General features: G+C 33.3%; 32 protein-coding genes and 1 pseudogene. 22 read left to right on the forward strand and 11 right to left on the reverse strand.

The window, feature by feature from the left end; all coding sequences use genetic code 11:
• Window positions 1-10: 10 nt before the first annotated feature.
• The 3 genes from MHH98_RS08325 to MHH98_RS08335 are packed head-to-tail and all read left to right on the forward strand — an operon-like array spanning window position 11 to window position 2998.
• On the forward strand, window positions 11-1546 hold the full coding sequence (locus MHH98_RS08325) for a tail fiber protein (RefSeq protein WP_340712502.1): 1536 nt from the start codon (window positions 11-13) through the stop codon (window positions 1544-1546).
• Between the two features lies 1 nt (window position 1547).
• The gene (locus tag MHH98_RS08330; RefSeq protein ID WP_340712504.1) at window positions 1548-1778 is read left to right on the forward strand and encodes a hypothetical protein; all 231 of its coding nucleotides are present in this window, start codon (window positions 1548-1550) and stop codon (window positions 1776-1778) included.
• 35 nt (window positions 1779-1813) lie between these two features.
• On the forward strand, window positions 1814-2998 hold the full coding sequence (locus MHH98_RS08335) for a siphovirus ReqiPepy6 Gp37-like family protein (protein ID WP_340712506.1): 1185 nt from the start codon (window positions 1814-1816) through the stop codon (window positions 2996-2998).
• Window positions 2999-3024: 26 nt separating this feature from the next.
• Here MHH98_RS08335 and MHH98_RS08340 read toward each other — a convergent pair whose 3' ends face one another.
• A complete protein-coding gene (locus tag MHH98_RS08340; protein ID WP_340712508.1) occupies window positions 3025-3627 on the reverse strand; it encodes a hypothetical protein in 603 nt (200 codons plus the stop codon).
• A gap of 162 nt (window positions 3628-3789) precedes the next feature.
• Here MHH98_RS08340 and MHH98_RS08345 point away from each other — a divergent pair, with 162 nt between their 5' ends.
• From MHH98_RS08345 to MHH98_RS08400, 12 genes are all read left to right on the forward strand, one after another.
• Complete coding sequence (locus MHH98_RS08345; protein WP_340712510.1) at window positions 3790-3966, forward strand: hypothetical protein; 177 nt, start codon at window positions 3790-3792, stop codon at window positions 3964-3966.
• A 74-nt stretch (window positions 3967-4040) separates the two neighbouring features.
• Window positions 4041-4199 carry a hypothetical protein gene (locus MHH98_RS08350; protein ID WP_340712512.1) on the forward strand — a complete coding sequence of 53 codons (159 nt, stop codon included), beginning with the start codon at window positions 4041-4043 and terminating at the stop codon, window positions 4197-4199.
• Window positions 4200-4596: 397 nt separating this feature from the next.
• Window positions 4597-4845 (forward strand): hypothetical protein, encoded by a 249-nt coding sequence (locus MHH98_RS08355; protein WP_340712514.1) that lies wholly within the window; start codon window positions 4597-4599, stop codon window positions 4843-4845.
• A gap of 101 nt (window positions 4846-4946) precedes the next feature.
• Window positions 4947-5192, forward strand: a complete 246-nt coding sequence (locus MHH98_RS08360) for a hemolysin XhlA family protein (RefSeq protein WP_340712516.1) — start codon at window positions 4947-4949, stop codon at window positions 5190-5192.
• 19 nt (window positions 5193-5211) lie between these two features.
• Entirely contained in the window at window positions 5212-5463 is a 252-nt protein-coding gene (locus tag MHH98_RS08365; RefSeq protein ID WP_340712517.1) for a phage holin, read from the forward strand.
• 1 nt (window position 5464) lies between these two features.
• Complete coding sequence (locus tag MHH98_RS08370) at window positions 5465-6223, forward strand: N-acetylmuramoyl-L-alanine amidase (protein WP_340712519.1); 759 nt, start codon at window positions 5465-5467, stop codon at window positions 6221-6223.
• A gap of 258 nt (window positions 6224-6481) precedes the next feature.
• Window positions 6482-6631, forward strand: coding sequence for a hypothetical protein (locus MHH98_RS08375; RefSeq protein WP_340712522.1), 150 nt, complete (start codon window positions 6482-6484; stop codon window positions 6629-6631).
• Between the two features lie 310 nt (window positions 6632-6941).
• A complete protein-coding gene (locus MHH98_RS08380) occupies window positions 6942-7535 on the forward strand; it encodes a hypothetical protein (RefSeq protein ID WP_340712523.1) in 594 nt (197 codons plus the stop codon).
• A 144-nt stretch (window positions 7536-7679) separates the two neighbouring features.
• On the forward strand, window positions 7680-8153 hold the full coding sequence (locus tag MHH98_RS08385) for a hypothetical protein (protein WP_340712524.1): 474 nt from the start codon (window positions 7680-7682) through the stop codon (window positions 8151-8153).
• Between the two features lie 136 nt (window positions 8154-8289).
• A complete protein-coding gene (locus tag MHH98_RS08390; protein WP_340712526.1) occupies window positions 8290-8556 on the forward strand; it encodes a transcriptional regulator in 267 nt (88 codons plus the stop codon).
• Window positions 8557-8570: 14 nt separating this feature from the next.
• Complete coding sequence (locus MHH98_RS08395) at window positions 8571-8858, forward strand: YolD-like family protein (RefSeq protein ID WP_340712528.1); 288 nt, start codon at window positions 8571-8573, stop codon at window positions 8856-8858.
• A gap of 14 nt (window positions 8859-8872) precedes the next feature.
• Window positions 8873-9217: a hypothetical protein gene (locus MHH98_RS08400; RefSeq protein WP_340712529.1), complete on the forward strand. Its 345-nt coding sequence runs from the start codon at window positions 8873-8875 to the stop codon at window positions 9215-9217.
• 77 nt (window positions 9218-9294) lie between these two features.
• Here MHH98_RS08400 and MHH98_RS08405 read toward each other — a convergent pair whose 3' ends face one another.
• From MHH98_RS08405 to MHH98_RS08415, 3 genes are all read right to left on the reverse strand, one after another.
• The gene (locus MHH98_RS08405) at window positions 9295-10137 is read right to left on the reverse strand and encodes a hypothetical protein (protein WP_340712530.1); all 843 of its coding nucleotides are present in this window, start codon (window positions 10135-10137) and stop codon (window positions 9295-9297) included.
• Window positions 10138-10537: 400 nt separating this feature from the next.
• Window positions 10538-11251, reverse strand: a complete 714-nt coding sequence (locus tag MHH98_RS08410; RefSeq protein WP_340712532.1) for a hypothetical protein — start codon at window positions 11249-11251, stop codon at window positions 10538-10540.
• A gap of 520 nt (window positions 11252-11771) precedes the next feature.
• Window positions 11772-12338 (reverse strand): DUF5067 domain-containing protein, encoded by a 567-nt coding sequence (locus MHH98_RS08415; RefSeq protein WP_340712533.1) that lies wholly within the window; start codon window positions 12336-12338, stop codon window positions 11772-11774.
• A 390-nt stretch (window positions 12339-12728) separates the two neighbouring features.
• On the opposite strand from MHH98_RS08415, the gene MHH98_RS08420 reads away from it, so the two are divergent.
• Window positions 12729-12920 carry a helix-turn-helix transcriptional regulator gene (locus MHH98_RS08420; RefSeq protein ID WP_038185145.1) on the forward strand — a complete coding sequence of 64 codons (192 nt, stop codon included), beginning with the start codon at window positions 12729-12731 and terminating at the stop codon, window positions 12918-12920.
• A gap of 1 nt (window position 12921) precedes the next feature.
• The gene (locus tag MHH98_RS08425; protein WP_340712535.1) at window positions 12922-13338 is read left to right on the forward strand and encodes a hypothetical protein; all 417 of its coding nucleotides are present in this window, start codon (window positions 12922-12924) and stop codon (window positions 13336-13338) included.
• Between the two features lie 52 nt (window positions 13339-13390).
• Here MHH98_RS08425 and MHH98_RS08430 read toward each other — a convergent pair.
• Together MHH98_RS08430 and MHH98_RS08435 are read right to left on the reverse strand one after the other, a co-directional pair.
• Window positions 13391-14290 (reverse strand): annotated as a pseudogene (locus MHH98_RS08430) (hypothetical protein); the annotation flags it as partial.
• 46 nt (window positions 14291-14336) lie between these two features.
• Complete coding sequence (locus MHH98_RS08435) at window positions 14337-15785, reverse strand: recombinase family protein (protein ID WP_340712538.1); 1449 nt, start codon at window positions 15783-15785, stop codon at window positions 14337-14339.
• A 166-nt stretch (window positions 15786-15951) separates the two neighbouring features.
• On the opposite strand from MHH98_RS08435, the gene MHH98_RS08440 reads away from it, so the two are divergent.
• A complete protein-coding gene (locus tag MHH98_RS08440) occupies window positions 15952-16104 on the forward strand; it encodes a hypothetical protein (protein WP_155981187.1) in 153 nt (50 codons plus the stop codon).
• A gap of 431 nt (window positions 16105-16535) precedes the next feature.
• On the opposite strand, the gene MHH98_RS08445 is transcribed toward MHH98_RS08440, so the two are convergent.
• The 5 genes from MHH98_RS08445 to MHH98_RS08465 all read right to left on the reverse strand — a co-directional run bounded on the left by MHH98_RS08445 (window position 16536) and on the right by MHH98_RS08465 (window position 21378).
• Window positions 16536-16793: a DUF4183 domain-containing protein gene (locus MHH98_RS08445; RefSeq protein ID WP_081730092.1), complete on the reverse strand. Its 258-nt coding sequence runs from the start codon at window positions 16791-16793 to the stop codon at window positions 16536-16538.
• A gap of 44 nt (window positions 16794-16837) precedes the next feature.
• Complete coding sequence (locus tag MHH98_RS08450; protein ID WP_038185360.1) at window positions 16838-17248, reverse strand: DUF4183 domain-containing protein; 411 nt, start codon at window positions 17246-17248, stop codon at window positions 16838-16840.
• Window positions 17249-18269: 1021 nt separating this feature from the next.
• Window positions 18270-18815, reverse strand: a complete 546-nt coding sequence (locus tag MHH98_RS08455) for a BclA C-terminal domain-containing protein (protein WP_038185359.1) — start codon at window positions 18813-18815, stop codon at window positions 18270-18272.
• Window positions 18816-19376: 561 nt separating this feature from the next.
• On the reverse strand, window positions 19377-19991 hold the full coding sequence (locus tag MHH98_RS08460; RefSeq protein ID WP_340712541.1) for an exosporium glycoprotein BclB-related protein: 615 nt from the start codon (window positions 19989-19991) through the stop codon (window positions 19377-19379).
• 82 nt (window positions 19992-20073) lie between these two features.
• The gene (locus MHH98_RS08465) at window positions 20074-21378 is read right to left on the reverse strand and encodes a hypothetical protein (RefSeq protein WP_340712544.1); all 1305 of its coding nucleotides are present in this window, start codon (window positions 21376-21378) and stop codon (window positions 20074-20076) included.
• 244 nt (window positions 21379-21622) lie between these two features.
• On the opposite strand from MHH98_RS08465, the gene MHH98_RS08470 reads away from it, so the two are divergent.
• The 4 genes from MHH98_RS08470 to MHH98_RS08485 all read left to right on the forward strand — a co-directional run bounded on the left by MHH98_RS08470 (window position 21623) and on the right by MHH98_RS08485 (window position 24092).
• The gene (locus tag MHH98_RS08470) at window positions 21623-22267 is read left to right on the forward strand and encodes a hypothetical protein (protein ID WP_038185346.1); all 645 of its coding nucleotides are present in this window, start codon (window positions 21623-21625) and stop codon (window positions 22265-22267) included.
• Window positions 22268-22409: 142 nt separating this feature from the next.
• Window positions 22410-22985 (forward strand): hypothetical protein, encoded by a 576-nt coding sequence (locus MHH98_RS08475; protein WP_038185336.1) that lies wholly within the window; start codon window positions 22410-22412, stop codon window positions 22983-22985.
• Window positions 22978-23274: a hypothetical protein gene (locus tag MHH98_RS08480; protein WP_340712546.1), complete on the forward strand. Its 297-nt coding sequence runs from the start codon at window positions 22978-22980 to the stop codon at window positions 23272-23274. Before MHH98_RS08475 ends, MHH98_RS08480 begins: the two co-directional genes overlap by 8 nt.
• A gap of 14 nt (window positions 23275-23288) precedes the next feature.
• Window positions 23289-24092, forward strand: a complete 804-nt coding sequence (locus MHH98_RS08485; RefSeq protein WP_340712547.1) for a hypothetical protein — start codon at window positions 23289-23291, stop codon at window positions 24090-24092.
• Window positions 24093-24176 lie beyond the last annotated feature (84 nt).

Here is a 24176-nt window from a genome sequence, read left to right on the forward strand (position 1 = left end):
AGGTATATGAATGGCAGAAAAATTTAGCTTTTTTGACCCTGTTGAGGATGAGAGTGGAGTATTTGATAGGGAGTATAATGCACAAGAGTTTACCGATTACTTTGCTTCATTAGTAACAACTGGAGTTATGAAAGGCGCGGGTAATCAATTAAACGTTAGTGCTGATGGTTCAAGCATGATTACAAAATTAAATACCGGTGTAGCATTTGTTGAAGGGCGATATTACGCAAATGATAGTTTATTAAATCATACACACGATACTGAAACAGTGGGTAAAAGTCGTATTGATCGCTTTGTTATTAGATTAGATTTGAGTACAGAAGCACGTCACGTAAAATCATTTGTGAAAAAGGGTGTGGCTAGTGTATCGCCTGTAGAACCTACTTTAACTCAAACAGCAAATATATACGAAATATCAGTTGCTCAGGTAAGGATAGTTGGTGGTCAGACGTTTATTAGTACATTTAATGTAACTGATGAACGTGGTAAAGATACTATTTGCCCTTGGGCAGGAAGTAAGATATTGCCTTCATTCAATGATAATTTACTGGCTCAACATATTGAGCAAAAAGCATCTAAATCAGAGTTTGGACATGTCAAAATCGGTAATGGAATAACCGTAAATAATGGCGTAATTAACGCTGATATCCCTGTTATTCAAGATGCAACTACTTCTCAAAAAGGGGTGGTCAAACTAAACAATTCATATTCAACTGATACTTCCACGGCAACCACGCCATATGCTGTAAAACTCGCCAAAGAAGCTGTAGATAATGGGTTAAGCGTGAAACTTGGATATAGTAGTTATACAGCTAATGACAACTGTGTGGCGGTAGGTAATAGCGCTAGTGTATCAGCTGGTTTTGCTAGTGTCGCAGTAGGTTTTCGAGCCACTACTTCTGCTAATTCTGCTACCGCTATAGGACCAGATGCCAAGGTTATGGGATACGAGGGTATTGCTATTGGAAATGGTTCAACTGCTAAAGGTTCCGATTCGGTGGCAATCGCAGGGAATGCTAATAATAATTGGCAGATTATGCTTGGAGGTAGTCCTAGTCATAGCGTTAGAACGGAAGGCAGTTGGAGTGTTGGAGGTTCAAAAAACTTTGAAATACCTCACACTCACCCCGATAAACAGCATACGCATATACTTAGACATGGTACAGTAGAATCTCCAACAGCAGGAGATAACCTTTATAGATATGAAATAGAAGCGACAGAAAATGGACAAACTGTTGAGTTCCAACTACCTGATTATTTCAAGTATCTAAATAAAGATGTAGATGTATGGGTGAATCCCCATTTACACTTTGGTAGAGCATATGGCGTTGTAGTTTCTGATAAGTTAAAGGTAACTTGTGAAACAAAAGGTAAGTACAAAGCATTGGTTATTGGCACACGAAACGATAACCATGATTCTATTCAAAGTTGGCATATAAGAGGTGTTGAACGTCAAATCGGGGAATCATGGTACGGGGAAACCCAACTGATTGAAATAGAGGAGCTTATAGACATTAAAGAAATATCAAATACGGAGGAGTATTAATATGACAATCGAAATCGTAAAAACATCAATCCAGTTTAAAAATCCAATTATCGGTAAACCAACATTGGCAATTGAAGAACATTATTATGCTAGACGTATCACTGCAATAGTGGATGGACTAGAACGACCTTTCCGTTTCATGGCAAGCGAAATAGCACTTGACGCCACGGAGGAAGATATGATTGAAGTGATTGAAATCCAGCTTAATAAGATACAATCAAGCACCCATTGAGGTGTGTTTTTTATGTCAAAAACTAAGGTGATCCAATGAAAAAACCAATTCGAATACTATCAGAATCAATTGATATTCTAGCCGAAATCGATAACTACGAATCAATGTTTTTTATAAGACGTTGGCATACAATAGGTGAAATCGAAATACGCATGAATCGCTATAAAAAAGATGCAGATAAATTACAAAGAGGAAACCTTATTTTAGTCGGAAACGATTTGAATAAGGTTTTTATGATTAAGCATCGTGAAATTGAGCTTGACCAGAGCGGTAAAATCACAGAAAACTGGCTTATTAAAGGATGGTCTTTGAAGTCTGTTATTGCAGATAGAATAACAATTCCACCCGTCCACACTGGATATGACAACAAGCAAGCAAACGCTGAAACTGTAATGAAACATTATGTTTATAACAATATCATCAATCCAGATGACGCGGAACGAAAGAGTACACAGGTTATTCTTGCACCTAATCTTAACCGAGGTCAAAACGTCTCATGGTCATCAAGATATAAAAATTTAGCTGAGGAAATGGCGAATATCTCATTAGCATCTGGTCTAGGATGGGATGTTACCTTGGACATCCACAATAAGAAGTTTGTATTCGATGTTGTGGAAGGTCGTAATTTAATATCTGGTCAAAGCATTTTACCGCCAGTTATTTTCAGTCCACAGTTTGAGAGTTTAAAATCACTTCACTATACGGAAAGTGAACTTAACTATAAAAATGTTGCATACGTTGCAGGACAAGGCGAAGGTGTAGACAGGCGTGTTATTAAATTAGGAACAGCTACAGGATTAAACCGGCATGAAGTATTTATCGATGCGAGGGATATACCTGAAGAAGATGATGTGGAAGTCATTGACCCAGAAGGGAATAAGACAACTGAAAAAGTACCACGACCAGAATCAGAAATAATTGCTGATTTAACAGATCGTGGACAACAACAGATGCAAGAGTTTTTACAAGAGCATTATTTAGAAGGTCAGATACTAACCAATAGCTCATTTAAGTATGGAATTGATTATGATTTAGGCGATATCGTTACCAATCAAAATAAAGAATGGGATGTGACGATGGATGCACGGATTACAGAAGTTAAGGAAGTTTATGAACCTGCAGGGTTCCAACTTGAAGGAACATTTGGGAATAATCGTCCTACTTTGATTAAGAAGATTAAGCAGGAGTTGGGTCAGATTAGTGGGGAGGTTAGGAGGTGAATAAAAAAAGCCCAAAATAAAGGGCTTTAATGAGCACAGAATTCTACAAATTTAATACCAAATGGAGAAATAGCGATGTTTTTATCTATTGGACTTGTTCCAGTGGAAGTTATGGCGCGATAATGAGAAACTAAAAAACCCTGCATCTCCAACCGCGCTCTAGCTCCAAACTCAATATCGCTATCCAGCGCTATCTTTTTTGTACGTTCGTTGTAGTATTTTAATAGGACTTTAAACTCAGCTTGTGTCATATCAGCAAGAGCATCTAGGAACATTTGTCTTTCGTCATAGTTATCCTCTAATGTGGCATTACTTAAAGTATTTATAAAGAATTTTCTAAACAACGATCTTTTTGTACGGGAATGTTCTTTTTCAATTGCACTATTTAGACGTTCTATTAATGCAATTAGGCTTTCTTCATCATGTTCAGCAAATGGAATTATTTGAGGTTGTAGAGTATTTATGTGGTCAGATAATTCTTGGTAAAATGATTCGAGCCTTTTAAATCTTTTCTCCTGTTTTGTTGAAAAATATGCTGTGGATAACGAGGCGCCAACATATGGTATGAGTTGTAATGATGATTCAACAGCAATTTCTAATTTATCTTTTCTAGTAAGTTTATTGCTCATTGGTATTCACTCCTTTGTTAATAAAGAAAATATTACCATTAAAAGTATTGTGTGGATATTTAAATTTAAACGCAGTCAATCGACTAGCGTTATTTCTATTGTTAATTTTAAGGTATAAAATAACTATTTCCCTCCAATAATTATTTATGGAGGTGTATAGAAATGAGTGACTTAAATGGGTTAGAAAAAGCCTTGAGTGAAATGAGAGATAAAGATACTCTAGTGTTTTTTATGAATTCTATGATGAAATTACTAGATGAAAATAATTTGATTACAAATGAAGAGTTTGAAATATTAAACCAAGAGGGTAAAGGGGTGTTGAAAGTCAAAGATGAGTAGCTGAAAATTTGTTGAAAATAGCAAATAATTATCATTCAACCTACTCCTTATGGTTTGTATAATTGTTTAGGGAGTTGATTGTACTGGAACAAATAAATTTATCATTTGAGACTGTAGAAGAGGAATTAGTAATTTGTCGAGATTTAATTAACCAATTAAAAAATGAATTGGAAGATTTAGAAGACAATACAAAGCAACTTACTAAACGCCTCGAAGTATTGTATGTAGTCTAAGTGTATATAAAGTGAATTAGAATAATTATTTTAAATACTGAAACACATCCAATTGGGTGTGTTTTTTAATTAGAGAAAAGTAGGTGTTGTAATGCATGAAATGGAATCACTTGTCAGCGATTTAGAAGATATCTTTTAGATTACTGAAAAAATCAAAAAACGTTATCCAACGCTTACAGATAACTTGCATTACCGAAAAATTGTTAAAGCTATCGAAACGTTAGAAAAAGAACACTATACTTTATATAACATAATTAAAGATTGATTAGTTAAAGCGTATCCAATTACAGGGTGCGTTTTTAGTATGCAGTTATTTTTATTGTCATAAAGCACATAAACTTATTAAAGGTAAACTATTCTTCTTTGTCGAAATTTAGTAGATAGAGAGGATGATGATATGAAAGGCGTAGTAGAATTTGCAAATGCTAAAAAAGGTTTTGTTGCTGTTATGACAGAAAACCATGAATATTCAATAGTTGAAATTGTTGACTTTTATTTTCCTGAAATAGGAGTAACTTTGTATGGTGAGTTAGAAAGTTTAGGTGGAGGAAGATTGAAATGCCTAAATGATGGAGCAGAATTTGATGTGTTTATTCAAGATATCCACTCCGGTCTGACTAACGCTAAAAGAATGTTATTTTCATAAATTTAAATACTATATTCAGCACATCTAACCAGGTGTGCTTTTTATATGCCTTCCACAAATAATGTGGAGGGTTTTTATTATGCAGAAAAAGAGGTGGCTTTATGGGTGAAGAATTAGTACGTAACATTTATGAACGGTTGGGTGGGATTGAAGCTAAAATCGATGATATTCGTGATATACGCATTACAGCGGGTAATGCTAAAGATATTGCCGAAGAATCTTTGGCAAGTACAAAGAGCGCTCATAAGCGGTTGGATAAAATCGACAAGATTATATGGTGGGCTTCAACGACTATTATCGGCGCAGTGATCTTGGCTCTATTAGCATTGGTGCTAAAAACAAATTAATTATTTTGGAGGTCATTTTATGATAGCGGAAAAACTAAAACAATACATTGGATTATTTGGAGGATGGCTTGGTGCCGTCCTTTTATTTTTGCAAGCTTTAGATATTAAACTACAGCACTTTAACGATGTAACGATTGATGCATTTGTGGGTGTATTAATGGCGAGTATTCCATTTATTTTAGTTGGCTACGGAGTGTGGAAGAACAGCTATGTAATTAGTAAGCAAGCGAAAGACCAAGAGGAAGTTTTGAAAAAGAAAGGGTTGAAATAACATGGTAACTATCCGTAAAAATCTAGTTTCACAATCCATCATTAATAGTGTAACAAGTGGCACTGGTAACGGTCGTAAATGGATTACAATCCACGAGACAGACAATGAGAAAGCAACTGCAAATGCGGATGCTCATGGTCGTTTACAAGCAAACGGAAACAGTCGTTCAGCATCTTGGCACTACACTGTGGATGATAAAGAAGCCGTGCAATCATTCAACCACAATATTCGCTGTTGGGCAGGCGGAGATGGTTTAGGTAACGGAAATGCGAATTCCATCCACATTGAAATTTGTGTTAACAGTGACGGTAATTATAAAAAAGCTGTTCAAAACGCTGCAGAATTAGTTAAGAAAATCATGAAGGATGAAAATATCCCATTAGCTTATGTTGTCCAACACAATCACTGGAGTGGAAAAAATTGTCCGTCTAAAATGAGAAGTGGGAAGTGCGGTTATACATGGAATCAATTTAAAGAACTGTTGAAAGATGATATTACAACTGTCTCAAAACCAGTTAGTAAGCCTTCCACATCAAATAATGAAGGATACTACAAAAAGGGTACAGGCTTATATTGCATTAAAAAAGCTTGTATCGCATATGATGGAGTAGTGTTCGATAAATCTAAAAAGGTACAGGCCTTAAAAGTAAATGAAAAGTACACAATCGTGGATATCGTAAAGTCTGGCAATGCTTATCGATTAAAAACAAAAAGCGGTTTGTTTATCACAGCTAAAAAAGAATTTGTTGAAAAAGTATAGGTTCTTAAACGATTTGAGCAAGGCAGGTATTAAGAATATCTTCATTACTGAAACATATCGCAGCAAGAATGACAAAAGTATCTATATGCTATTGATCGACCACACTTTGAAGTGAAATCAAATTGGAACATGCCAAAGGGTTACAAGTTAGAGGGGAAAATCACATTGCCAACTAATAGCAAAGGACAAGTTCAATTAATTGTGGAAGAAAAAAAGGAGGAAATTAAAGTGACAAATTAAAGTCCAGGTTCGCCAGCTATGAAAACTGAAACAGAAAACTTTATTGCACAAGCTGTTAAGGATGGGATTATTCAGGCCTCACATTTGAAGGATTTACAGAATGGCATAATGACAACTGATCGTTTGATTAGTTTGTATATTACTATTCAGCAACGTAGAAGTAAGTAAAGAAATTTGACCAGCAAAGCTAATTTAGCCGAGCTGGTCTTTTTTTGTTGATATTAGGATACTAAAATTGACAGTTTAGTGAAGAATATTATTTTGGTAAAACAACAAAAGTAAATAAAAATTTCAAGTATTTAGTGTAATTTATAAAAAACGTTACTTTTGTTATATAAAAAGGTAATAGTAACGCCAAAAGATGGTAGGTGAATTGGGTGTTGACTGGAAAATATGTTAATGATAGGATAGTAATCACTCGAGAGTAATGGAATGTTATAACATTTTAATATTTTTTTAGAATAATGGAGGATTAACTTTGAAGAATAAAATAATTAAAAATATTATAGGATTGATTTGTTTTGCATTAGTTTTCAGTATCATTTCCCCAAGTCTCGCTAAGGCAAGTGAGACCCAGGATTTGCAAATAAATGATTCTTTTAGTCAAGAAGTAATTAATGAACAAGAAATAGTTAATGAAACAGATGGCGAAACAGATGGTATAAATCAAGATTTAGATGGCCCAAGAATTAATTTAGAAGATGAAATTCAAATCGAATCACGTATAGCTCCTCTTATTCCATTATTAGCAACTGTTACTATTAGATATGGAGTTCCGTTTTTAGCAAGGACCGCTTCAAAACGAATAGTTTATGTATCAAAACATGCTGCTGAACAAGCAGTAGATCGTAAGATTACAGGAAAAATGATAGATGATGCTTTGTCCAATGGTGTAAAATATGTAGATGGGTGGAGTGGAGAACGAATTGCTTGGTTAGAGAATGAATCCGAAAATAAAAGAACTGCAGTCTTACTTAAAAAAGGTACGGATGAAATTGATACAGTATATAATCAAAAGTCAAAAAAACTAAAATGGTTGAAAAGCACTTGGCAGTATGTAGGAGATAAGTAACGGGATTTCGAGAGGAGAATTTAATAAAGAAAATTTCCTAGAAGTCTATAAATAGTATGACAACAATCCATGGTATAGTAACTGTGGATTGTTGTAATTTATCTAGTATAACCAAACGCTAATTAGGGTAAAGGGGAATTATTTATGGCTTTATTAAAAGATTATTTTAGTCAACCCAGTTGTGAAGTTGAAATAAATTTAAAATTAGTAAATGATGCGAGTGTAAAATTCCACATTCATTTCCGCTCTGGTCCTGCTTTTCCAGAGGTGTATACAGAAATCGTTTGCTTAAAGAGAGATTTCTTAAAGTTATTAGATGATTTAAAACAAATCGATACTATGCATCTAAGTATGCTAGAGCCTCATGATCCAGGCTTGTGTATTTATCACATTCCTCTATTTGGTAATTATTATTATCCTGGACATGGTTTTCTTCAAGTGCCCGAACATGAAAGGGATGAATGGGAGCCTTATTATAGATTAATTTTTGTGTTAGATGCAGGGGAGAAGAATAATCATAGTGCATCAGAAACTGGTCCTGCACTATGTCTAAAAGTAAAAATGGAACAAATTAACGAATTTGTAGACAGTTTAAAATCAGAGGTAAATAGTTTTTGAGTTTATAAAGAAATCACTGGTGTTCATAATATAACTATACACAAAGTCCAGGTACTCAATTAATTTTGAGCCTGGTCTTTTTTTACTTGTTATAAGAACGAGTGTTCTGTATAATATTCAAAAAGGAGTGAACATCATGAAGGAACAACTGTTAAAAGCTATGCAACGCAATCAGGTCATTGATTTAATGTATATGTCGAAAGGTGGAGAGATAACTAAAAGGCGTGTGAAAATCATTAAGATGACAGTAAATGCATTTCAAGCATATTGCTTTATGAAAAATGATAAACGCACTTTTATTATCGAAAATGTTCTTGTGGCTGTTCCAACTATTCGAAAAGAGCGTGAAGTTGTACGAATCGTGATAGAGGTTTTAAAGAATGGGAAATGTCCATCATGCTAACAGAGCATGTAACTATGACTAATCAATGGCGGAAAGAAGATGAATATATTAAAAAACCCGATTTAAGCGAATGGGATCTACAAGTAGTCCAAGAAAAATTAGAATTATCCATGAAGATGAAATGCGAAACGAATATTAAAGTATGGGGTAATGGGCAATTTGAAATTCATCGTGGAACCATCAGTAAGATAAATAATAATAACCGTCAATTATTTTATAGCAATCCATTCGGAGAGAAGTGTGGCCCAATCAATCTAAATGATATCGTTGACATATTAGCAGTTGAATTTTTAGAGTTTTAGGAGAATGAAGTCTTATGATAAAACAAGACCATCAAATCCATATCCACAATGCAATAATTTTAGAACTTACAATTCGTACCTTGGAACGAGATAAAAAACATATGGACAACTTGAAAGCAAGTTTTGCTTTTAAAGCTTGGATAGAAAAAGAGTTGGAAAATTTATCTAGAGATTTAAGAGATGTGAGCCGAACATTAGGTATGAATGGCATGAAGGTATTGGAAGGTACAAAAGATATTGATGAGTATTTTATAGCGTATTATGTTAAGACAAAAGGTAATGATAAAGAATTACGATATTCAAAAGTAGCTTTACGAAATCATGTAAACGAAGAAGTGAAGAAAAGACTTGGGTTGTAATATAGAATTTAAGCACTAGTCCAAATGATTGTCTAGTTTTTATATAAAAAAAGAACCACTGAAATAGTGGATCTTTGTTAGTATTGAATACTTGTTAATATTCCATTTTCAAAATATAAATATTTATAATTGTCATAGACCCATTGTTCACTTGTGCCATTAATATTTTTAGTTGTATTAATTTTAGTAGGTTTGCGCCAAGTAGATTTTAAAGCTTCTTTATCAGTCATACCAACGAATGGCTCAATTCTTTTACTATCTCTTTGGTTATCATAATAAAGTACCCCCCAATAAAAACGATCAATCGAGCCTTTAGAAACTGCTTCTGAGATTTCATTTTCCAATCTACCCTCATATGACGGCTTAACTGCAATTGCTAATTCAGAAGATGCTCTAGGATTTTCATCATCTTGTATATACATAGCATAATGATATAATGCGGACCCCTGTTCATTTTCATCATCTTCATTTAGGATGGCACTTTGTAGATATAATTTACTCGCTTTTCTAGCATCATTATTAATAATCAATTTTTCCATTTTATCTAACAATTTTTCTTTTGCTTCATCTAAATATTTCACTATTTTATTTTTTGAATCATCATCAAATAATGTTGATTCCTTAAAAGTATCTTCATAATTATCATATAAAAATTTTGTGTTTTCTTCTTTTATTAATTTATTTATAAATTTAGTGCTTATTACTTTTAAATCTTCACTATTTGAAATTTTAGAATATAAAATTTTAAATAGAGCACCTTCGTATAAATGTTCTTCTAATTTTGTTTCTATTTCTTTAATTTTTGCTGCGTCGCTTGATTCTACGTCGCTTGCCTCTGTTTCATTAACAGAATCTTTCTCACTACAAGACGCTAAAGTAAATATTGATAATAACATAAATGTTAATATTAATTTCTTCATTCCTTCACCCACTTAAATTAGTATAATAATATTATTGTATATCAATTCCAATATATAGGTAAATATGTTTATTTTTAATGATGTTACGAATATTTGTGAAAAATCAGATGTGTAAGGGGATTGTTCTAAAATAGAAACTAATTGTACAGAAATGTTATTGAAGTGGTCCTATACAGTTAGATAGTTTATATAACGCCAGTTGAATATAGAAAAAATAAAGAGTGATAGCCGATTAGTGGCCGTCACTCTTTTTTATTGTGGTATATATTCGATAAAGTCAGTTAGTGAGCAATTTAGTGTATCGTACAGTGCAATTAATGTTTTTAAAATTGTAACATTAATTTTTTCGCCGCAATCATCACACGCGATTATTTTTCACTAATAAAAGGTTGTATGATTTTTAGAAATGGTATTTTTGAGTAAATGAATCATTAAATTTCGTACCGATTGCTTGTCCTTTAATATTTACACCAACCAAAAAGTACCCTTGGATTTTGATTTCTACGCCTTTCTTACTATCATAAAAATTGTGGATTGGTTTAGTGCTCTCTACCCATGTGCTAAAAGCAATACCGCTACTATTAGAAACTATTTGCTTAATTTTAGCGAATTTCCTTGAAGAACCAGAACCAGTGTATGTGTATGTAAAGTCAATTACCATTTCATTAGGCATAATTTGGTTTTTTATTGGATTCCAAGAACCTACCATCCATTTAATTGTAGATGCCCCATTCTTAGTAGTGGCAGCTGCTTTAGCTACTCTGCTCGCAAATAAATCAGGTACCATTATATCTTCTATATTATCCACATCTATAGATTCTTCTCTATATTTTTCAAAAGCAGCAACAACGTTTTTAAATTCTTCAACAGAATTAAAATTAATTGTAGGTGTACCTTCTGGTAATTCAGCTGCATCAATTATTTCTACAGAATTTGTTTGATCTGTCACTAATTTAAGTTCTTCTTCGATATTGATTTTTGGTGATTTAGTGTCATTTGTATCTACATTTTCTATTGAAGTACCGCTTACTTCATCTTCTGCTGATGCTTCTAAATTGAATAAAGAAAATAATAGAGCAAAAGATAATGTTGATAATATTAACTTTTTAATCATAATTTACACCTCTTGATATATTTTTACTACTTAAGTATAATAACATTGTATTATACTAAAATATACCTTTTCCGAAAAAATAAAATAATTAAAGAGGGTAATCATGAAATTGAAAGAGACAAAAATATTACTTTTACTTAGTTTTATAACAACTTGTATTATTTCTATAATACCTAGCATAGGTATTAGATACGAGGGGAATTATAGCTTTTATGGTTTTCCTGCTGATATTTTTGGACTGTATGGCAATGGATCATATAGTCTTGCAATACTAGGCCTCATTTTTGATTTAATATTTTTTTATGTAATTTTTCTATTGTTAAGTAAGCTATTTAGTAAACTATCAAGTCAACTTAAAAACCATAAATAATTTATTAAAAACTCTAAGGGCATTTTTAGTTATATTTATTTCTTAGCACTTGATTAAAATTCGATAGGTAGTCTATATACAAGATTTAGGAATATGAGGTATTTATCAATTATAATAAAAATAGCCACTCGTATTGAGTGGCTATTTTTATTATTTTATTTTATATTCTTGTCGTCCTAATTCTTCGCCGCCTATACCTTGATTTGCTACTAATGTGACAGGTGTTTTTAAATCATCAAGCTCGTATGCAATGGCATTTTCTACAGTACCGTTCTTTTTAATTGTTTCTAACTGTGTATCTAAAAATCTATCGTCTGGAAGGCTTCCTACCTCTATTTGATTAATAGAGTTTGGATTATTGTCTTGAATTGCGGTAAACACAACTGACCACGCTGTTGTCGGGTCAATATCTTTATCACTTAAGTTTGTTGTATTGTACCAGATTGCTATTACTGGCTTATCTCCATATTCGTTACCTTTTTCACCTACTGGGATTACCTTAGTTTTAGTAATATATATTTTTAAATCCACTAATTTAGCTTCGTTATCTTTAAAATAAACCTCATTATTTTTTTTAGCTTTTCCTGTAACTGTTTTATCTGAAGATACAGCTGTTTGAACATTATCTTTTGGCGTTTCTTCCTTTGCGCTATCTTCTCCACATGCAGCCAATAATAGCACAGCAGCCATAGGTGCCAGTAACCATTTCTTTTTCATTAAAAATACCCTCATTTCTATAAATGTGCATATTTAACTATACAGGAAATTATGACTATTGTGGAGGGTGAATAAAAAGATCACGCCTTTATAGGTCGTCTTTTTTATATCTATTAGCTTAGCCAGTAACTGTGGGGGACAAGACAGTAAATGAGAGAGTCTAGGACCGTTTTATAACCAGTTGAAAAAACGTGATAGTCGTACAGGTATGAATAGAAGGCAAAAACTAGATAATTGGTTGGGATAGTAATGGAGAATAACCGATATGAATTTGTGGTATCTGATAAAAAATAAATATTAAATACGTAAAAGTTCTTGAAGTATTTAACAAATTGATGTAATGTATAACTTGCATATGCAATATATAAATTACATCGTTAGGAGGTATATATGGTAAATAAAATTAAATTAGCTAGAATGGAAAAAGGGCTAACTCAGTCTCAATTAGCTGAGGCTGTTGGTGTTACTCGACAAACAATAGGTTTGATTGAAAAAAATGCCTATAATCCTAGTTTGCAACTCTGTCTTGCAATAGCCAAAAAACTTAATAAAACACTAAATGATTTATTTTGGGAGGAATAACATGAATATTTTTAACTTACTTGCGCAAGATGAATATCGCCAACAACGAACTTCAAGATTTATTGTAGAAAGTGCTTTGTTTCAGCTCATTTTATCTTTTATTATGATTGCGTTGTATCTTAATACAGAAATAAAGCCTTTAATTTTACTCGCTATTCCAGTATTATTCTTTTTAATTTATATTGTTTTGCGTTATATTATATCTGGAATTGAATATTCGGAAGTATTTTCAAAAGATGAATATATGCAAATGAAAAAGAGAAATATCTTTCGATCAATTAGTTTTGCTACAGTATTTGCAGTAATGATGATACTAGTTAAAGAAAGTATAGCTGTTGCTTTTATCGCTGGTGTATTGTGGTTAATAATGGATACTATATCGCTTAGTAATTCCTATCGTAAAAATCAGGAACTTTAAACTTTTTATATATGAAGTATGCGATACAAAAAATGAAATAATGATTAAAGGTTTATATTATATAAAAAAGACCACTCCATAACGGGCGGTCTTTTAATATGTCTTTTATATATGGAGGTGTTCCGCCACCGATCCAGATTGCTGTAATCTGTCCGAGCGCAGTTAAAGTATCGGCGCCACTTCCAATTGCATTGCCAAACAAGCTTCCGACGGAACCTGCTAATGAAATACCTGAGAATCCTGAACCATCTAATCCAGTAATTGCGCCAACGACTGATAAAGTAACGGCTGCAATTTCCTTCGTTAAAGGAACTACGGAAGCTAATCCAACACCTAAATCATTAACAATACCGTGAGAGGCATTCGGTAAAAAGTCACCGATGATTTTTGTGAAACCCGAATCACCTAGATAGAAGAAGGCAGCAATAGGAATAACAGGTCCAAATACTTTAAAACCAAATTGGAAGCCATGTATTAGATAGCTTGTAGTCTTTTCAAGTCCTTGTTTTTTGTGGGCTACAACGGATAGAATGAGTAAAATAAAGACGGCAGTACCGCCGATTAATGCTGTCGCATCCCCACCTTGCAACTTTAAAATGGACATTGCTACGACATCTGCTAAGAAAGCAATTGGAATGATAATTGCAAAGAACTGCTTTTGTCTAAGAGTGAGCAATTTTTCATCTTTTTCCTGTTCTTCATTTGAATCGTTTGTTCCAGTTAATTCGATTGTACCGCGCTTCATATCACGTTTTAATAATATAAACGCAGTAATAGTCGTAACAAGACCCATTACAATGACGAGTGGAATACTTGCGGAAATGACATCTCCGACTGGTAACCCAGCTGCATCAGCAGTAAGCTTAGGAGCACCTTGAATGACAAAATCACTTGATAAAGCAATACCATGACCAAATAAGTTCATCGCCATCGCTACACCTAGTGTGACTAAAAGAACCTTTTAAATGAAATGTAATATTTAAGAGGTTCTTTATGTATCATCGTAATTTAACTTCTTTAATATCCACGGAAGGAGAATTTCCTCTGCCACGTCTATAATCACTTGGAACATCCACTACTATTTCCTCAAAAAGTATATTGATAAAGTTCTTTTTATCGTTATCACTAGCTCTATCCCACATTGCAGAAATGTTTTTTGCATGTTCGATTATTTGCGATGTATCTTTTACATTTTTTTTAGACGAAAGATTCTTCACTTGTTCTATTAATAGGTTTTCTTCTTTAAGTACTTGTGACATCATCTCAGAATAGTCTTTATGGGTCATTATCCCATCGCCAAGAGCTAGCATCCAATTTTTCTTTCTTTTTTTGATTATATTGAGTTGTTTTTCAATTTCAGCAATTATTAAATCATTATTTTGTACTGAGACTGATTCTTCCAGATTAGGTACTATTGAATTAATGAAACTTTCTGGATTATCAGTAGATAATCCTTTAAGAAATTCACTAATAAGTGCTTTTTCGGTGAATATTGGCAAATCACATGTTCCCTTATTTTTTTTCCCGATACAAATGTAGTGTTTTGTACCTCTTTCTTTTTTAAATTGTCCAGACAAAGCTGAACCACATCTAGCACATCGTAAAACACCACTAAATGGGTAAGGTGAGGTTGCTTTTTTTCCTTCTTTTGTATTAGCTATTCTTCGGTTTTGTGCTTCATCATAGGTTTCTTCCCTTATAATCGCTGGTATGTGTTCACTTTTAATAATAATTGTTTCGATTCTATTCGAATTATGTCCCCATCTTACTTTTCCACAATATATGGGGTTTTCAAGCATTCTAGAAATCGTTCGAATATCCTTATCAATATTAAGTTGTTGTAAATATTTTGCGATTGAGCGTAAGCCTTTACCATCATTATAAAGTCGGAATATTTCTTTTACTAAAATGGCTTCTTCCTCGTGTATTTCCAATTTTGAATTTATACTCTTATACCCAAAAGGAGCTTTTGCACCATTTCTTTCTCCAACTTCCGCTTTTTTCCCCATATTTAATAATACACGTTCAGATATTGTTTCGCGTTCCCATTCAGCCATTGCAGCCACAAGAGTCAAAAAGAATCTTCCTAACGCCGAAGTGGTATCAAATACTTCAGTAACACTCTTTATCATAACTCCATTTTCTTCAAATGTTTTGAGAAGTGTATGAAGACTACTAACTGATCTAACTAGGCGATCGAGTTTATAGAAGACTACTACATCAAATTTCCCCATTTTAGCATCTTCGATTAATTTTTGCATAGCAGGACGATTTAAATCTTTGGCACTATATCCATCATCGATATATGTGTCAACTAAATCCCAGTTTCCTTGGGATTCTATAAATTTTCTTATTTTTTCTTGCTGAGAGGTTAAACTGTATCCTTCTACCGCTTGTTCATCAGTAGAAACTCGTTCATATTCTACTGTTCTTAAATTATTTACCATTAAAAAATTCACCTCAGAAAAAAATTATAAAAGGTATTCGAATAGCCGGAACTTGAAGCTATTATTTTTCAAATCCAGTTTTGGTTAACAATCACAACATCAGGGACCTTTTAACAATCCATTACATAAAATAAAATGGTACATTTCGAAAAGTGGGGGGAGAAAAATGGAGATAGTAGTTCCAGCAGAAAAGCTTGCTGCTGCGGTGAATAAATACCTCTTACCAGCAACAATTAGATATTTAGCACAAGAACAAGAAGAATCCGAAGAAGTTACAATATCTAAGAAAACCGAGTTTACACAAATACAAGAGTGTTAAAATCAGAATGTTTTATAATACGATTATATAATGATTAAAATGCATGCTCTTTTGGATTATTATCAGAGTTTAATATAACAAAATCGTGGCACGGTAATAAAAGTAAAAGTGATGTGAAATGATGTATGAAATCCAATTAAATACAATTAAACAGACTTGATTTGAAGTGATCATAGTCTGTTTTTTTATGTATCTTTTTATTAGGGTGAAAAGCTAAATTATTATTATTGAAATTTAAATAACTAGCGTAATATAGATGAAATGTTTACATATAATCCCTGGAAAATCTTCATTTAGTAGGAGTATAATAAACTGCTCAAATAGGCTTGGAGGGTCACTTGGGTAAAAGTGACCTTAAGCATTAAAAATAGAAGAAAGGCTAGAAAGCTTACACAATTAAAACTTATGATTTGGTTGTTAATTATTAATCACTAAGTTTGTGTAACTAATTCTACAGCTTTTACTACCAATGGAGTTCCTGCTGTAATTGTGCCAGTAACACCGTTAAAAGTTAACTCTGTAGTAGAAACAGTATACGAATCGCCTACCTGTAGTACACCATTTATATAAAAATTATAGTAACCATTTGTTACTACCGGAAAAGCAGTAGCTGCATTCTCGCTATCATCTAGAAAGGCAGTTGCAAGAACTGTAGTACCGTCAGCAACTGTTAAATTTGCTGCTAACACATTAAAAAATCTTGTGGAAGACCATTAGTTTAGAAGATTTTATATCACATTTGTTGGAATCCCAATGATTCTATAATGATGGGAGTTCCAGCAAAAATTGTTCCATTAAATGGGTTAATGATAAGTGGATCTGGGGTTACTTTATACGCACCGCCCTCTTGCATCACAGCATTGATGTAAAGATTGACATATCCATTGGGATTAAAAAGTTTGAATTCTGTTAATGGATTGTTATTATCATCTGTAAATAAATTTGCAGGAATGGTTGCTCCGTTTGTTAAATCAATATCTTCTGTAACAATAAAGAAATATCTATTTATTATTGGAATAATAGTTCCTTCAGGGATAACAACTGGAGGAGGTTGAATAGAACCTATATCAATGGCTTTAATACGGGGCCAAAGAACTTGGTTATTTTCACAGCAACTGTCACAAATCAATTTTTCTGGATCCATTTTTTTGTCACCTTCATTCCGTAATATTTTAGTTTTCCGTAAGTTATAGGCGTTTGTTACTTATAAATTAAGAAAGCTGTTCATTCACTAATATTCTATGAATTAATGTCGGAAGGTGATTGGGAGTACAGAGGAGATAGTGCTGAACATTTTGAGAAAAAAAGACATTAAAAAGCCACTCTATCGGAAGTGACCAATTATATAATTTATATTTTGAGTTGTAAAAAGTTTGTATAGTTCATATCCTTTGGAAATGAAAAAAGAGCAATTAAAACATCGCTCTAAAAAACTCATAAAATCCCATGTTCATTGGAATAACCCAGATAATGAATCCTAAAAGTACAACAGGTATCAAAAGAATTTTAAATATTTTAGGTGAAAAAGAGTCTTTATGAATTTTAAAACGTAGATTCTTACACATATTACAATAAAAACTATTAATAAATTCATCAAAGGTAAAAAATAAAACAAACTTGTTCCATTTAATAACCATGAAAATATGTCCATAACAATACCTCGAAATTTTATTAATGGAACAGTTAAAAATCCCCAGCATTATACTGGAGAACGGTTTGTCAGTTTTAAAAAATACTATTTTTCTGGATAGTCCACATGCATTGGCGGTGGAACTAACCAACCTTTAGTTTTACTAAGACGTAACAATTTTGTTTTTGCTCATTTTATTTAAAGATAAGAATTTGAAGAAATGTACTTAACCTAACGGGTGCTTTAGTATGAAGATCATTGAGCTGTTCAGACAGCACTTTTTTCTTATTCAACTAAATGGGCAGTTTAGTTGAATAAGTGGAAGGTTATTTTAAACAGGACCAAAGTTGAATTTTAAATTTCATCAATATATTGAATGAATATCTGAAAGACTTTGTTCAGGGAGGGTGAATAAATCTGAAAAGAAAAGAGGAGAGGAGTAATTCCTGCGCTTAAGGATTATCACTCCTAACTAATGGAGAATCTATTCTTTTGAAGTTTTGAAATGAAGAAAATCATACCGAGTATTTTATCTCTAGATAATTGGACTTAACAATTTAAGTACAATAGAAGCATTTACGTTTATTTGTGTGCCTCCTGCCAAAGTCTGCAGAGTAACTGCTGCAGCAGAAGAATGATTTCTAAGTGTAAGACTACTGCCGGATGCTAAAGAAATTATTGCCTGACCAGTGTTTTGTTGAGTGCCAGCCCCTGAACCATAGGTTGTTCCCGTAACCGGTGCGCCATTTAAAAATAGTGTGAATTGGTTAGGCTCAACACCTGATACGACGTAATTAATCTCGTAGATTCCCGGTGTGGTAACAATAATTTGAGAGGTTCCTGGAACGTGGGTAATTCCAGGTGTAACTATGCCTGTTGAATCAAAAATAATATCAGCATCTATAGCTACAACCTCAGCACCTAGATTATATATATATCCGTATTCACATAAACCACTACATGTTGTTGTTATTGGTATAGGAGACACGCCAGGAATTCCACAGAGTTCAACAGCTCTGAAAGGGCCTATTTGTCTTCCACATAAGCAGGATTGTTTATTGCAGTTATTACAGTTATCCATTTTTTCACCCCCATTTGTAATATATTATTCATTCAAAAAATGGAGAGAAGGGCAATTGGCTAACAATCTTACTATTAATTAAATCGTTCATTTTTGATGTTATATTTATAAAGATAGGGGGTTACATGATTAAACATTTAAATAAATGTTAAGTTACTGCACACTTTGAGGAAACTAAGATTGGAATAAGGATCGATAACTACTTTATCATCTTATTTCAAATCAAGCATTATTCAATAATAGAAAGGCTTAGGAGATATTCCTAAGCCTTTGTTGGGGGCAATGAAAGAAATGTTATAAAACTAGCATTGGTTTTCTATGTATTCAAAAGGATTCCTTTCTGTAGCCCTATATACTTGGCACGGAAAGCATCATCTCGCTCATATTCAAATTGCTTTGGCGAAATTATAACTATTTATTTTAGAGAGAAAAGCAGGCGATTTTCCGATTTTGGGGAAATCGCCTACTTTACTTATTACTTTTGTTTGCAAGTAATTATCGTATTTTACAAAGATAATAATCCTGTATGGTAGGTTTAATCTAACTTACGAACATAATCTTTTATACAATATTAATTCCTGCACTTGCATTACCCTCAATAGTAGTAACAGCTGCAATCCCTGTGGTAGTAACAGAGTACACCATTAATAAACGATCACCAGCAGCTACTGGCACTGGTGCAACGTTTGCAGTACCAGATGTAATAGTGCCTATTGCGATTGTTGAAAGAGCTGGTGTTAAATCAACAAATGCTGTTGTAGGGTTGAAAACATTAGTTCCCGCAACCGCGCGGTAAATTTGTGCTCTGACTGTTGCTGTTCCTCCTATAAGGTTTAAAGCAGCTGTTGCAGACAAGTATGCAGATATAGATGTAATACTACCAGCACGTGGAACTGAAAAGGCTTCCGTTCCAGTAGCAGCTGACAAGTCTATATTAGTACCAACAAGAGATACCCCTGGAATAGCCGTGCCAAATCCTACAAGACTTGTTGTACCGACTAAGCCACCAGCAAGTGTTGCTAAAATAACAGGAACTGTTCCTGAAGAGAATGGGACCATGGTACCTGTTGTTGGTGCTGGTGTAGTAATACATGCAGCGTCAACAGCTATAAAAGGACCAAGTGAAGTACAATTATTATTATTTGCGCAGCCGCACATTGAATTATTCATACACATTTTTACACCCCCTTTCTCCTTTATTCTATTCCGTTAAGATTAGGGGGAAAGGGCAGTTTCCTAAATGGTCCACAATTTTAAACTAACTCCATTTTCGAAAGAAATTGAAAAACAAAGAGTTCTTTTCTTTTTTTTGTCCTTCTTCAGTTGATTCTTTTACCTCCGGTTGCTTGTTTACCTCTTCAATTTGTATATGGGTTTCAAATTTATTCTTTGGTGTAACTTCAAAGACTTCAAATTCGTCACTTTTTAAAGTAGGGGATGTATTTGTGTTGTCTTGCTCATTAACCACTTTAGAATTTTCAAGAATGGCAGGCTCATGAACCACTTTAGAATTTTCAAGAATGGCAGGCTCATGAACCACTTTAGAATCTTCAAGAATGGCAGGCTCATGAACCACTTTAGAATCTTCAAGAACGGCAGGCTCATGAACCACTTTAGAATTTTCAAGAACGGCAGGCTCATGAACCACTTTAGAATCTTCAAGAACGGCAGGCTCATGAACCACTTTAGAATCTTCAAGAATGGCAGGCTCATTTGTTATTACAGAGCTCGTTTTATCTATAGTGATGACAGTGTTATTAATTTTCTCGGGTTCTCCGTAATTAACTAAATCTTCCGTTTTAAGTTCATTATCAATGGAATTATGGATTTCAGCATGCGGTAAAATATTAGATTCATAAACTCTGATTGGTATTTCCTGTGGGTTCATAGCATTTTTAAAATGAAAGGTGGATTCGGTGGTGGTATTTCTATATAAACCATTATATATTTGGCTTGGATGAGTATTTGTTGATTGAAAGTATTGTTGATTAAAATGGCGTTCTTCGGGTACATTTCTTTGATTTTCATTGCGAGCGAAGGGTATACCATTGTTTGTATCTAATTGCCCATTTGTAGCTTTACCTGCCAGACTTTGTAACATTTTATAAGATGGCTGTTTAGATGTAATCACCGATTGGCTTGTTGTCTGTGTAATTATCGGATCTCTCTGTGCACCGTTAGAAACAAATTTAGATGTGTTTTCAGTTTTAGCTGTAGTGGTTGGAGTTTCAGTCTTTTCAATCGTGAGTAATTTGTTTAGAGCACTTAGTATTTCTTGGTTCATTTTCTCATTCATTTGATTCAGAGACTCAATTTGTGTAGATAGAAGTTTTATCTGTTCCTCATGGCCACTGATTTGAGAATTCTGCTTATCTTCTATTGTTTCAGTTAGCCCTTCTATAAGTGCCATTTGCGTTTTAATCCCATTAAAATCCTTTTTTATAAAAAGATAATCATCATTTAAAGTCCCCATTTTTAATGAAGTTAACGTTTCCTTATAGGCATCTATTTTATTCTTCCAATTTTCAATGTCTTGAGTGGAGTACAATTTTGAATCTTCCATTATATTTCACTCCTTTCAGTCCATTAATATTTTATTAAAAATATTTACTTTCTGTTACAAATATACCGGTCCTTTCAAATATTTTAGTTTTTCCATAAGAAGAGGAGATGTAAGTAAAAACGATACATACTGATACTTAAGCATTTTAATAAAAATCAGAACGAATTTTTTATTAGCCCATGCACTTATAGGTATAAAACATATGATACAACGAAAGCTAAAATTTTTTGGAGGTGTCAAAAGGATGCAAGAGAATATGCCATCCCAGGCGCAGGAGCCGGAATTAATTTGTATTAACGTTGATAAGGTATTTGACTGGGTTGTAAAAGAAATGTCATTTGATATTTCCCCTACAGGAGCAGTTGCTTTTACAGGAGTAACACCAACTACTAGCTTAACGGGTGCAGTAGTAACAGGCAAAGTAGTTCCAGCAACAAATAATCCTATAGTAATTTTAAACCGTGAGAATCGCCAATACTCCATTGATGGTTCAACGGTATGTCTTCAACATCTAACTATTCAAAAGAATTTTATTCTTACGATAGTTGTTACTTTACCGAATGGAACTATGTTCACAAGCAATAATATTCCAGTTTCGCGTAGTGAACAAGTTACATTATGTGCGCCTAAAGGAACAGATGTAGAGATTTTATTCACAGATTTAGATTCTTTCGTTAGTACAACAGGAACATTAACAGCTGGAGACGGCACAATTACGTTTTCTGCACTAACAATTAATGTATCAGTATGCCAAAGTATTCAATCTACATTCCCAGTCACTGTGGAATTCTTAGCAACATTCTGCGAACCAAGAGCAGATTTACCATACACATGTCCGGGTGTAGTTCGTCCTCAGCCGTGTTCCGCTATTTTCCCAACTCTTGGCTAGGGGTACTAACACATAGAAGAAAATCATATCGTAAAGAGAGGTTAATCCTCTCTTTTTTTTTATGAAAGAATTCAAATATAGCTATCTCCAAAAAATGTGAATTCTTTAGTTAATTTAATACTATTGGTAAGGAGGACTAATTATGACTGCTCGTATTGTTCATGTGGAAGAAAAGATAAATGAACTAAAAAAACAAACGGATTTTTATGTTCATGAAATTAAACAATTGGTTGGTAAACTAATTATCCCGGATAGTGTCAACGTCATTAGTTATTTCACATCCACGTTCAATATTGCTTATAATCCGGATGAGGAGAGCTTATGCTTGGGCTCTTATCATATTCGCAATATAGGTAATCAGCCAATAACAAACCCGTATCTATGTATAAAACTGCCTGAAGACTCTCCATTCTCTTTCTCAGGAAGGTATGTCTATGAACATTTTGCACCGAAATTAAAAGGAAACAGTAGCTGGGAGCGAATCAATGATCAATCAAGCAAGGAGGAGTTCTGGCTTAGACCTATAGGAAAAACAACGTTAGAGCCAAACGAAACACTATCATTTCCTAATTTTCAGATCAAATGGGGTCATAACTTATCTTATTCAGGAAGTATCATAGGGTTTACATATTGTGATCAGCTAAAAGATGGTGTCGTCGTCTTAAATCCTATTAATCTCAATGGAATTAGTTATACACAGGGGGATGAAAATGAGTGAGTATGAAAATATGAATCAAAAAATAGATAGTGTTATCCATCAACTTATGAAGGAACAGCTTACGAATTTACCTAGCTATAGTAATAAAGAAAATAATAGCTTTGCTTATCTCGAAAAAGACACATTGAATCTACTTATTAATTATTTAATATCAGGAGAAAAGATAAAAGCTGAAGAAATGGGCGATGAAGAATTAGAAATTAAGCTTATTAAACAGCTTGACGAGATGTTAGAGGAAAGTAAGAAGCAATTTGAAGAAGTGATTGGTTTACTTGAAAAATTGTCGTGATAGGAGGATCAAGTGTGGATAATGATATTGTTGAAAATAATGATCCTGTTCAGCTTCAGCAAATGATCATATTATTAAGAGCTGAATTAGAGAAATATAAAAATGAAGTTAAAAGGCTCAGAGATAGTGATTATTATTCACTAGTACTGAGAGTAGAGAGAGAAAATGTTCAATTAACAAAACAGAAAAAGGAGCTTTCGATGGAGCTTTTAAAGCAGAAGAGAGACCATGAAAAAAAAATAAAAACTTACTATGATGATATACAAGCAAGAGAAATCCAGCAGAAAAAACAACTTTCTTCGATAGAGGGTTTATTAAAAGTAGTAGAAGAACTGCGTGCAGAAAATGAGCTAATAAAGGAAACGTTAAAATCCACTAAAGATGAATTTCTTACTGTGAATTCAGATGCTAATTATAGGACTTTAGTGGATGGCCTTGAAAATAAGTTGAATGTTTTTACAAGGGATATAAGCCAACAAATGAAGACTATAATTGAAGCCGTTGAAAGATCTCGTGTAGAACAAACTAATTCAGACAATCTTAATGAGCATTTAGCCATAGAAATAGAGGGGAAAAGCACTGAGATAGAAAAATTATCGAAAGAATTAGCGGATGTAAAAAAACATAGCTTTTCTCTAAGTGGAAAAATGATGATGAATCCAGAGGTCCTTACACAATTAGATTCTCAAGTAAATAAGGTATTGGCTCAATCAATGGATTTTGAAAAGCAGTTGAATCATAAATTACGCTTGCTTGATGACTTGGACCATAAATTGAACGAGCTTACTATAGAAATAACTACTGATAAAACTGTATAAAAGTATGTTGAAGAAGGCTGTTTCAAAAGAAAGACAAGACACATTTTTGAAGCAACAATTTTTATGTTTTTAGGATTCTACTTG

It is taken from the genome of Viridibacillus sp. FSL H8-0110 (genome assembly GCF_038003565.1).
Taxonomy (GTDB): domain Bacteria; phylum Bacillota; class Bacilli; order Bacillales_A; family Planococcaceae; genus Viridibacillus; species Viridibacillus arenosi.

Bases quoted from the DNA above. Each gene is read 5' to 3' on its own strand.
- MHH98_RS08325 (WP_340712502.1), top strand. From the start codon at position 11: ATGGCAGAAAAATTTAGCTTTTTTGACCCTGTTGAGGATGAGAGTGGA.
- MHH98_RS08330 (WP_340712504.1), top strand. From the start codon at position 1,548: ATGACAATCGAAATCGTAAAAACATCAATCCAGTTTAAAAATCCAATT.
- MHH98_RS08335 (WP_340712506.1), top strand. From the start codon at position 1,814: ATGAAAAAACCAATTCGAATACTATCAGAATCAATTGATATTCTAGCC.
- MHH98_RS08340 (WP_340712508.1), bottom strand. From the start codon at position 3,627: ATGAGCAATAAACTTACTAGAAAAGATAAATTAGAAATTGCTGTTGAA.
- MHH98_RS08345 (WP_340712510.1), top strand. From the start codon at position 3,790: ATGAGTGACTTAAATGGGTTAGAAAAAGCCTTGAGTGAAATGAGAGAT.
- MHH98_RS08355 (WP_340712514.1), top strand. From the start codon at position 4,597: ATGAAAGGCGTAGTAGAATTTGCAAATGCTAAAAAAGGTTTTGTTGCT.
- MHH98_RS08360 (WP_340712516.1), top strand. From the start codon at position 4,947: ATGGGTGAAGAATTAGTACGTAACATTTATGAACGGTTGGGTGGGATT.
- MHH98_RS08365 (WP_340712517.1), top strand. From the start codon at position 5,212: ATGATAGCGGAAAAACTAAAACAATACATTGGATTATTTGGAGGATGG.
- MHH98_RS08370 (WP_340712519.1), top strand. From the start codon at position 5,465: ATGGTAACTATCCGTAAAAATCTAGTTTCACAATCCATCATTAATAGT.
- MHH98_RS08375 (WP_340712522.1), top strand. From the start codon at position 6,482: ATGAAAACTGAAACAGAAAACTTTATTGCACAAGCTGTTAAGGATGGG.
- MHH98_RS08385 (WP_340712524.1), top strand. From the start codon at position 7,680: ATGGCTTTATTAAAAGATTATTTTAGTCAACCCAGTTGTGAAGTTGAA.
- MHH98_RS08390 (WP_340712526.1), top strand. From the start codon at position 8,290: ATGAAGGAACAACTGTTAAAAGCTATGCAACGCAATCAGGTCATTGAT.
- MHH98_RS08395 (WP_340712528.1), top strand. From the start codon at position 8,571: ATGACTAATCAATGGCGGAAAGAAGATGAATATATTAAAAAACCCGAT.
- MHH98_RS08400 (WP_340712529.1), top strand. From the start codon at position 8,873: ATGATAAAACAAGACCATCAAATCCATATCCACAATGCAATAATTTTA.
- MHH98_RS08405 (WP_340712530.1), bottom strand. From the start codon at position 10,137: ATGAAGAAATTAATATTAACATTTATGTTATTATCAATATTTACTTTA.
- MHH98_RS08410 (WP_340712532.1), bottom strand. From the start codon at position 11,251: ATGATTAAAAAGTTAATATTATCAACATTATCTTTTGCTCTATTATTT.
- MHH98_RS08415 (WP_340712533.1), bottom strand. From the start codon at position 12,338: ATGAAAAAGAAATGGTTACTGGCACCTATGGCTGCTGTGCTATTATTG.
- MHH98_RS08420 (WP_038185145.1), top strand. From the start codon at position 12,729: ATGGTAAATAAAATTAAATTAGCTAGAATGGAAAAAGGGCTAACTCAG.
- MHH98_RS08425 (WP_340712535.1), top strand. From the start codon at position 12,922: ATGAATATTTTTAACTTACTTGCGCAAGATGAATATCGCCAACAACGA.
- MHH98_RS08435 (WP_340712538.1), bottom strand. From the start codon at position 15,785: ATGGTAAATAATTTAAGAACAGTAGAATATGAACGAGTTTCTACTGAT.
- MHH98_RS08440 (WP_155981187.1), top strand. From the start codon at position 15,952: ATGGAGATAGTAGTTCCAGCAGAAAAGCTTGCTGCTGCGGTGAATAAA.
- MHH98_RS08450 (WP_038185360.1), bottom strand. From the start codon at position 17,248: ATGGATCCAGAAAAATTGATTTGTGACAGTTGCTGTGAAAATAACCAA.
- MHH98_RS08455 (WP_038185359.1), bottom strand. From the start codon at position 18,815: ATGGATAACTGTAATAACTGCAATAAACAATCCTGCTTATGTGGAAGA.
- MHH98_RS08460 (WP_340712541.1), bottom strand. From the start codon at position 19,991: ATGTGTATGAATAATTCAATGTGCGGCTGCGCAAATAATAATAATTGT.
- MHH98_RS08465 (WP_340712544.1), bottom strand. From the start codon at position 21,378: ATGGAAGATTCAAAATTGTACTCCACTCAAGACATTGAAAATTGGAAG.
- MHH98_RS08470 (WP_038185346.1), top strand. From the start codon at position 21,623: ATGCAAGAGAATATGCCATCCCAGGCGCAGGAGCCGGAATTAATTTGT.
- MHH98_RS08475 (WP_038185336.1), top strand. From the start codon at position 22,410: ATGACTGCTCGTATTGTTCATGTGGAAGAAAAGATAAATGAACTAAAA.
- MHH98_RS08480 (WP_340712546.1), top strand. From the start codon at position 22,978: ATGAGTGAGTATGAAAATATGAATCAAAAAATAGATAGTGTTATCCAT.